At 62.8% G+C, this 7,221-nt stretch carries 9 protein-coding genes and 1 pseudogene; all 10 read left to right on the top strand.

Annotated features, from left to right (window positions below):
• A pseudogene (locus tag ACILRA_RS17200) lies at positions 1–125 on the top strand (IS630 family transposase); the annotation flags it as partial.
• A gap of 9 nt (positions 126–134) precedes the next feature.
• A complete protein-coding gene (gene ruvC / locus ACILRA_RS17195) occupies positions 135–638 on the top strand; it encodes a crossover junction endodeoxyribonuclease RuvC (RefSeq protein WP_395663293.1) in 504 nt (167 codons plus the stop codon).
• A gap of 172 nt (positions 639–810) precedes the next feature.
• Entirely contained in the window at positions 811–1,428 is a 618-nt protein-coding gene (gene ruvA, locus ACILRA_RS17190; RefSeq protein WP_395663292.1) for a Holliday junction branch migration protein RuvA, read from the top strand.
• Positions 1,425–2,468 carry a Holliday junction branch migration DNA helicase RuvB gene (gene ruvB / locus ACILRA_RS17185; protein ID WP_395663291.1) on the top strand — a complete coding sequence of 348 codons (1,044 nt, stop codon included), beginning with the start codon at positions 1,425–1,427 and terminating at the stop codon, positions 2,466–2,468. The genes ruvA and ruvB overlap by 4 nt, the downstream gene beginning before the upstream one ends.
• Entirely contained in the window at positions 2,461–2,907 is a 447-nt protein-coding gene (ybgC, locus tag ACILRA_RS17180) for a tol-pal system-associated acyl-CoA thioesterase (protein WP_395663290.1), read from the top strand. Before ruvB ends, ybgC begins: the two co-directional genes overlap by 8 nt.
• Positions 2,908–3,112: 205 nt before the next feature.
• Positions 3,113–3,814 carry a protein TolQ gene (gene tolQ, locus ACILRA_RS17175; RefSeq protein ID WP_395663289.1) on the top strand — a complete coding sequence of 234 codons (702 nt, stop codon included), beginning with the start codon at positions 3,113–3,115 and terminating at the stop codon, positions 3,812–3,814.
• A gap of 3 nt (positions 3,815–3,817) precedes the next feature.
• The gene (locus ACILRA_RS17170) at positions 3,818–4,321 is read left to right on the top strand and encodes an ExbD/TolR family protein (RefSeq protein WP_395663288.1); all 504 of its coding nucleotides are present in this window, start codon (positions 3,818–3,820) and stop codon (positions 4,319–4,321) included.
• 2 nt (positions 4,322–4,323) lie between these two features.
• Positions 4,324–5,271 carry a hypothetical protein gene (locus ACILRA_RS17165; RefSeq protein ID WP_395663287.1) on the top strand — a complete coding sequence of 316 codons (948 nt, stop codon included), beginning with the start codon at positions 4,324–4,326 and terminating at the stop codon, positions 5,269–5,271.
• Between the two features lie 25 nt (positions 5,272–5,296).
• A complete protein-coding gene (gene tolB, locus ACILRA_RS17160) occupies positions 5,297–6,634 on the top strand; it encodes a Tol-Pal system beta propeller repeat protein TolB (RefSeq protein WP_395663286.1) in 1,338 nt (445 codons plus the stop codon).
• A gap of 91 nt (positions 6,635–6,725) precedes the next feature.
• Entirely contained in the window at positions 6,726–7,220 is a 495-nt protein-coding gene (pal, locus tag ACILRA_RS17155) for a peptidoglycan-associated lipoprotein Pal (protein ID WP_395663285.1), read from the top strand.
• Position 7,221 lies beyond the last annotated feature (1 nt).

Genomic DNA, 7,221 nt, shown 5'->3' with positions numbered 1-7,221 from the left:
CCATCAACCGCTTCATCCGCGAATACAACGCCTCCAGTCCCAAACCCTTCGCATGGAAAGCCAACCCTGGCGATATCATCGCAGCTCGGAACCGTGGGTTCCAAACGTTGGAGTCAATCCACTAGACTAACAGCATGATCAGAATCATCGGCATCGACCCGGGCTTGCGAAACACCGGCTGGGGCATCATCGGGCAGGAGGGCTCGCGCCTCACCTATGTGGCCGATGGCGCGCTCCATTCGGATGGCGACAAGCCGCTGGCAGAGCGCCTCCTCCAACTCCACGCCCAGCTCATCGACGTGCTTCGCGAATTTGAACCGGACGAGGCCGCCGTGGAGGAGACCTTCGTCAACACCGATGCCCGCGCCACGCTCAAGCTCGGGCAGGCTCGCGGCGTCCTCATGCTGGCGCCCGCCATGCTGAAGCTGCCCGTTGCCGAATATGCTCCCAACACCGTCAAGAAGGCGGTGGTGGGTGCCGGCCACGCCGAAAAGGACCAGGTGAAACACATGGTGAAGCTTCTCCTCCCCAAGGCCCGCATGCGCACCGCGGATTCGACCGATGCACTGGCGGTCGCCATCTGCCACGCCCACTACCGCGGCTCGCAACGGCTGGCCGAGATGCTGGCTCGTTCTTGACTTGTTCTTTGGCAGCAGTTACCTCCTTCATGGTGTCATCCCGGCGCGAGCACAACACCCCCTCCTTGGCGTCATCCCGGCGAAGGCCGGGATCCAGCTTTGTGTCAGTTCGTGCGGGCGCCGGAAGCTGGATCCCGGCCTTCGCCGGGATGACGGGAGAAATGAAGGTCCGATGATTGCAAAACTCAAAGGCCGCATCGATGCCACGGGCGCCGACTGGCTGGTGATCGACGTCAACGGCGTTGGCTATCACGTCGCCTGTTCGTCAAGGACGCTCTCGGCGCTTCCGGGCCCCGGCGAATTCGCCGAAATCCACACCGAGATGCTGGTCTCCCAGGACATGATCCGCCTCGTGGGCTTCGCCAGCGTCAGCGAGCGCGAATGGTTTCGCCTTCTGCAATCCGTGCAGGGGGTAGGCACCAAGGTGGCGCTCGCCATCCTCTCCACCCTCTCCACCGCCGAAATCGGTAACGCGATTGCGATGCAGGACAAGGCGATGATCGGCCGCGCCAATGGCGTCGGCAAGAAACTCGCCGAGCGCATCGTGCTGGAACTGAAGGACAAGACCCCGGCCTTCGCCCCCCTTGACCAGTCGCTGACCAAGCTCGCCGCCGAAATCGACGCGCCCCGGCCCACGGCGGCGGCGGACGCTGTCTCCGCCCTCGTCAACCTCGGCTATGGCCAGGCGCAGGCCGGTGCCGCCGTCTCCGCCGCCATGCGCAAGGCAGGCGATGACCAGCCAACCGAAAAGCTCATCCGCCTGGCGCTGAAAGAGCTGGCGCTGGCATGATCAACCCCGTCATCAGCCGCGAGAAGACGCCCGAAGACGCGATCGACACGCATCTGAGGCCCCAGCGGCTGGAGGAATTCATCGGCCAGTCCAAGGCCAAGCAGAACCTCCGCATCTTCATCGAGGCCGCCAAGGCCCGGGGCGAGGCGCTGGACCATGTGCTCTTCGCAGGCCCCCCGGGCCTCGGCAAGACAACACTGGCCCAGATCATGTCGCGGGAGCTTGGCGTCAACTTCAAGGCCACCTCCGGCCCCATCATCGCCAAGGCGGGTGACCTTGCGGCGTTGCTCACCAACCTCGAAGAGCGCGACGTGCTGTTCATTGACGAGATCCACCGCCTCAACCCGGCGGTGGAGGAAGTGCTCTACCCTGCGATGGAGGATTTCCAGCTCGACCTCATCATCGGCGAGGGCCCCGCCGCGCGCTCGGTCAAGATCGATCTCGCCAAGTTCACCCTCGTCGGCGCCACCACCCGCACGGGCCTCCTCACCACCCCCTTGCGGGACCGTTTCGGCATCCCCGTCCGCCTCGACTTCTACAATGAGGAGGAGCTCCTCCTCATCGTCAAGCGCGGCGCCCGCGTCATGCAGATGGGCATCGCCGAGGAGGGTGCCCTCGAAATCGCCAGGCGTGCCCGCGGCACGCCGCGAATCGCCGGAAGGCTGCTCCGCCGCGTGCGTGATTTTGCCGCCGTGGCAGGCGCGGACGTCATCGACAAGCCTCTGGCCGACCGGGCGCTTTCCGCCCTCGATGTCGATTCCCGCGGCCTCGACTCGCTCGACCACCGATACCTGAAATGCATCGCCCTTAATTTCGGCGGCGGCCCGGTCGGCATCGACACCATCGCCGCCTCCCTCTCCGAATCACGCGACGCGCTGGAAGACATCGTCGAGCCCTATTTGCTGCAAATGGGGTTCCTGAACCGGACACCGCGTGGGCGTTTGCTCACGCCGCATGCATTTCGTCACATGGGGCTCGCCGTCCCGCAACGGCCGGAGATCACCCAAGGCATCCTTCCGCTGGATGAGAGCAATGGCTGACGTTGCATGGCCGGATGTCTCGGGCCGCATCCGAAATGGCATCCACATCATGCCAATTCGTGTCTATTACGAGGATACAGACGCCGGCGGCATCGTCTATCATGCGCGCTACGTCGTGTTCTGCGAGCGCGCCCGGTCAGATTGCCTGAGGCTCCTCGGCATCCACCAATCGGTACTCAACGGCGTTGTCTTCGTCGTCCGCCGCATGACCTGCGATTTCCTCAAGCCCGCCCGGCTGGATGACCTTCTGGAGGTCCACACGCGCTTCCTCGACTTGGGCGGTGCAAGGGTGGAAATCGGGCAAGAGGTGATGCTGAATGGCAACACTTGCTTCCGTGCTCACGTGACTGTGGCGCTGGTGGATGGTTCAGGACGGCCCAGAAGGCTGCCCCCAGACATGGCTCACCGCTTGCGCGGCTCCCTCGAACCCCAGCCGTAACAAAGCCTTAACCATCATTACGTCCTGTGCCATAACGTCCTGGCCTACAGGCGGGGCACTGCGGCCGCATGGGTGGCTCAAAGCCCGAATCGCCGCAGTTTCGACAGATTTGGCATGTTTTGACTGACGTCTCTCCGACAAGAGACAGGCAGGATGGCCATCGGCGGCTCAAGGCAGTGGGCCCCGGTGGTGATGGAAGGACAGGATGATAGCTTTTGCAGTGACGGTACCGGGCGGCGAGGTTTCGCTGTGGCATCTGTTCATGCAGGCGGGCTGGGTGGTCAAGCTCGTCATGCTCGGCCTGATGCTCGCCTCGGTGTGGAGCTGGGCGATCATCATCGAGAAGTTCTTTGCGGTGCGGAAAATGAACGCCGCCAATGACCGTTTCGAGCAGTATTTCTGGTCCGGCCAGTCGCTCGAAGATCTGTTCATGTCCATGGGCAACCGCAACAATATCGGGCTTGCCGCCATCTTCATGGCGGCGATGCGCGAATGGAAGCGCAGCCAGGATGCCGCCATGCGCGCTGGCTTTCAGGGTGTTCAGAAGCGCATCGAGAAGGTGATGGACGTGCAGATCCAGAAGGAAATGCATGACGTGGAGGCGCGCCTCCTGTTCCTCGCCACCACCGGCTCGGCCGCGCCCTTCATCGGGCTCTTCGGCACGGTATGGGGCATCATGGTGGCCTTCCAGGCGATTGCCAATTCTCAGAACACCAGCCTCAACGTCGTGGCGCCCGGCATCGCGGAAGCGCTGTTTGCCACGGCAATCGGCCTCGTTGCCGCCATACCGGCGACAATCTTCTTCAACATGTTCTCCAATGACGCTGGCAAGATCGGCGGAAGGCTGGAGAATTTTGCGGATGAATTCTCCGCCATCATCTCACGCCAGCTCGACGAACGGGTGTAGCAGATGGGTGCTTCAACAGGCGGCGCACGAGGGGGATATCAGCGGCGGAACGCCAGGCGGCGCTCTTCGGCGGGTGTCATCAGCGAGATCAACGTAACGCCGCTCGTCGACGTCATGCTCGTGCTGCTGATCGTGTTCATGGTGGCAGCGCCGCTGATGACTGTGGGCGTGCCCATCGATCTCCCCAAGACCGATGCGAAGCCGCTCAACAGCCAGGTTGAGCCGCTCTCCGTGTCGATCAAGCCTGACGGTTCCATCTTCCTCATGGAAGAGCCGATGACCATGGAGCTCCTCGCCCAGAAGCTTCAGGTGCTCTATGGGGTTGATCCCGAAAAGGAAATCCGCGTCCGGGGCGATCTCGCGGCGTCCTACGGTCCTATCGCGGAGGTTCTGGGCGCCATCAGCAGCGCCGGCTTCAAGAAGATCGGACTTGAAACCTTGCCGGGTGGCGGCTCCACGGCGGTTGCGCCCGCTCCGCAGCTTCCGACGCCCGAGGGCCAGAACTGACGATGAAGGGAAGTCTTGCAGTATCCCTCGGCCTGCACGCGGCGATCCTCGCCGCTGCACTCGTGGTGCTGCCGAACCCGAAACACGAGGTCATGCCGGTCGAGGCGATCACCGTCGACATTTCCAACATCGCGGATGCCAACAAGCTGATGGCCACCGCAAAGGACGCAAAGCAGCCCGTCGAAGCTCCCGCGCCCAAGAAGGCCGAGGTCGTCAGGAAGACCGACGAGACGCTGAAGGTCGCGGATGAAGAACGGAAGGCCGCCAAGGAGGCCAAAGCCCCGCCGCTGCCAGAGCCGGAACCAAAACAGGAAGACGTGAAGAAGGAGGAACCTACCCCTCCTGATCCCGACGCCATGGCCGCGCTCGTGAAGGACGCGCTTGAGGAGCCGCCGCCCCCCAAGAAGGAGGAGCCCGCGAAGAAGGCCCAGGAGACGCCCAAGCCTGTCAAGAAGCCCGAGAAGAAGCCTGAGAAGAAACCGGCAAAGCTCGATACGGCCAAGCTTGAGGAATTGCTGAACACCGACGCGCTGCTCGATAAGGAAAACGACGAGAAGACGACCGATGCTTCGGAGGCTTTGACCGATGGCCAGCCCGCGCCCGGCGAGCGCGACCTCCAGGGCAAGGACCAGTCGCTCTCCGCCACGACGATTTCCGCCTTCGTGCAGCGCATCCGTGAATGCTGGGTCATTCCACCCGGTGCGCGTGAGGGTAACATCACCGTCAAGGTTCGCATCCAGATGAACCCTGATGGTTCGATCGCGGGCAATCCAGAGGTGATGAACGGACCGGGCGACTTCCTGTTCGATACGACCGCGCGCTCTACCGTTGCGGCGATTCTCGGCTGCCAGAACTATGATTTCCTTCCGCAGGACCAGTATGACGTCTGGAAGGACCTCGTTCTCAATTTCAACCCCAACATGTTCGCCGACGCGACCCCGACGCAGTGACGGGCAAATGGAACAAGACCAGATCATGACATCCAGGGACCCACACTTCCATTCACTGCGCCGGATCGCTGCGGCGGTGCTTCTGGTTCTCTCGCTCTTCGGATCGGGAAGCGTTGCGCTTGCCCAGACCGAAATCGACATCACCGGCGGCCGGGTCGATCCGCTGCCGATCGCGATCGCACCCTTCCTCGCCGGTGGCGGGTCTGAGGAGGCGGGCAGCACCATCTCGGGCGTCATCACAAACAATCTCGGGCGTTCGGGCTATTTCGCGCCGCTCGATCCGGCAACCTTCATCGAACAGATCTCGCGCTTCGAGCAGATGCCGAGTTTCGCCAGCTGGCGGCAGATCCAGGCCAAGGCGCTGGTCACCGGCCAGGCCTTCATGGAGGGCGGAAAGATGCGGGTCGAGTTCAGGCTTTGGGACGTCAATACCCAGCAGCAGCTCGCTGCCCAGCAGTTCACCACGAGCCCCAAGAACGCTCGCCGGATCGGGCACATGATCTCCGACATCATCTACAAGTCGATGACCGGCATTGACGGCTACTTCGACACCCGGGTCGTGTTCGTGGCCGAGGAGGGCCCCAAGGACCGGCGCGTCAAGCGGCTGACCATCATGGACCAGGATGGCTTCAACATGCGCTCGCTGACCGACGGCCGCGATCTGGTGCTGACGCCGCGCTTCTCGCCATCGACCAACGAGATCACCTACATGTCATTCGGCAATGCCGAACCCCGGGTCTATCTCATGAACATAGATACCAAGCAGCGTGAGATTGTGGGTGAATTCCCGAACATGAGCTTCGCCCCGCGCTTCTCGCCCGATGGCCAGCGCGTGATCATGAGCCTGCAGGATGGCGGCAACTCCAATATCTACGAACTGGATCTTCGCTCGCGCAGCGTGCGCCAGCTCACCAATGTGCCGGCCATCAACACTGCGCCCTCCTATTCGCCGGATGGCAGCCGCGTCGCCTTCGAGTCCGATCAGGGCGGCACGCAGCAGATCTATGTGATGAATGCCGACGGATCGGGCCAGGCCCGAATCAGCTTCGGCAATGGCCGCTATTCAACGCCGGTCTGGTCGCCTGACGGACAGTACATCGCCTTCACCAAGCAGGGTGGCGGCAAATTTGCGATCGGCGTCATGAAGCCGGACGGATCGGGTGAGCGCATTCTTACTGAAGGGTTCCACAACGAGGGCCCCACCTGGGCGCCAAACAGCCGCGTCATCATGTTCTTCCGTGAGACAGGCGGCCAAACCGGCGGGCCTCAGCTCTGGTCGGTCGACATCACGGGCTACAATGAACAGCGCCTGCCGATCCAAGGTTTCGGATCGGATCCTGCATGGTCGCCAAGACTCAATTGATGACGGGGCCGGGGGGCCTCACCAGCGGAGCAGCCGGATGCAGGCGATGCAATGGCCGCTTCAGGATCACCACAACACGGGAAGTATCGATATGAACAGACGCGTGAGTTTCAAGATGGCAGCGGCCTTCTGCTGCGTATTGGCGCTGGGCGCCTGCTCGAAGAAGAACACCGACCTTGCCGCGGGCACTGGCCCCGGCGCCGCCGCGGTTCCGGGATCGGAACAGGACTTCACGGTCAACGTGGGCGACCGTGTGTTCTTCACGGAAGACATGTCGACGCTCTCTGCCGAGGCCCAGGAAACGCTCCGGCGGCAGGCCCAGTGGCTGCAGCAATACCCGTCGGTTGTGGTGCAGGTCGAAGGCCATGCCGACGAACGTGGCACGCGCGAATACAACATCGCGCTTTCAGCAAGGCGTGCGACCGCTGCGCGTGAGTTTCTGATCGCGCAAGGCGTGCAAGCAAACCGCATTTCGTCCATCGCCTATGGCAAGGAACGCCCGGCCGCCCTGTGCGATGCGGAACAGTGCTGGTCGCAGAACCGCCGCGCCGTCACCGTCATCACCGGCGGCGCCAAGACGTCCTGAT

Origin of the sequence: Aestuariivirga sp. (genome assembly GCF_044239095.1) — a bacterium.
Classification (GTDB): domain Bacteria; phylum Pseudomonadota; class Alphaproteobacteria; order Rhizobiales; family Aestuariivirgaceae; genus Aestuariivirga.
Note: the sequence above shows the minus strand (reverse complement) of the source record. Positions and strands in the feature narration are given on the sequence as shown.

Bases quoted from the DNA above. Each gene is read 5' to 3' on its own strand.
- ruvA (WP_395663292.1), top strand. From the start codon at position 811: ATGATTGCAAAACTCAAAGGCCGCATCGATGCCACGGGCGCCGACTGG.
- ACILRA_RS17165 (WP_395663287.1), top strand. From the start codon at position 4,324: ATGAAGGGAAGTCTTGCAGTATCCCTCGGCCTGCACGCGGCGATCCTC.
- pal (WP_395663285.1), top strand. From the start codon at position 6,726: ATGAACAGACGCGTGAGTTTCAAGATGGCAGCGGCCTTCTGCTGCGTA.
- ruvC (WP_395663293.1), top strand. From the start codon at position 135: ATGATCAGAATCATCGGCATCGACCCGGGCTTGCGAAACACCGGCTGG.
- ybgC (WP_395663290.1), top strand. From the start codon at position 2,461: ATGGCTGACGTTGCATGGCCGGATGTCTCGGGCCGCATCCGAAATGGC.
- ruvB (WP_395663291.1), top strand. From the start codon at position 1,425: ATGATCAACCCCGTCATCAGCCGCGAGAAGACGCCCGAAGACGCGATC.
- ACILRA_RS17170 (WP_395663288.1), top strand. From the start codon at position 3,818: ATGGGTGCTTCAACAGGCGGCGCACGAGGGGGATATCAGCGGCGGAAC.
- tolQ (WP_395663289.1), top strand. From the start codon at position 3,113: ATGATAGCTTTTGCAGTGACGGTACCGGGCGGCGAGGTTTCGCTGTGG.
- tolB (WP_395663286.1), top strand. From the start codon at position 5,297: ATGACATCCAGGGACCCACACTTCCATTCACTGCGCCGGATCGCTGCG.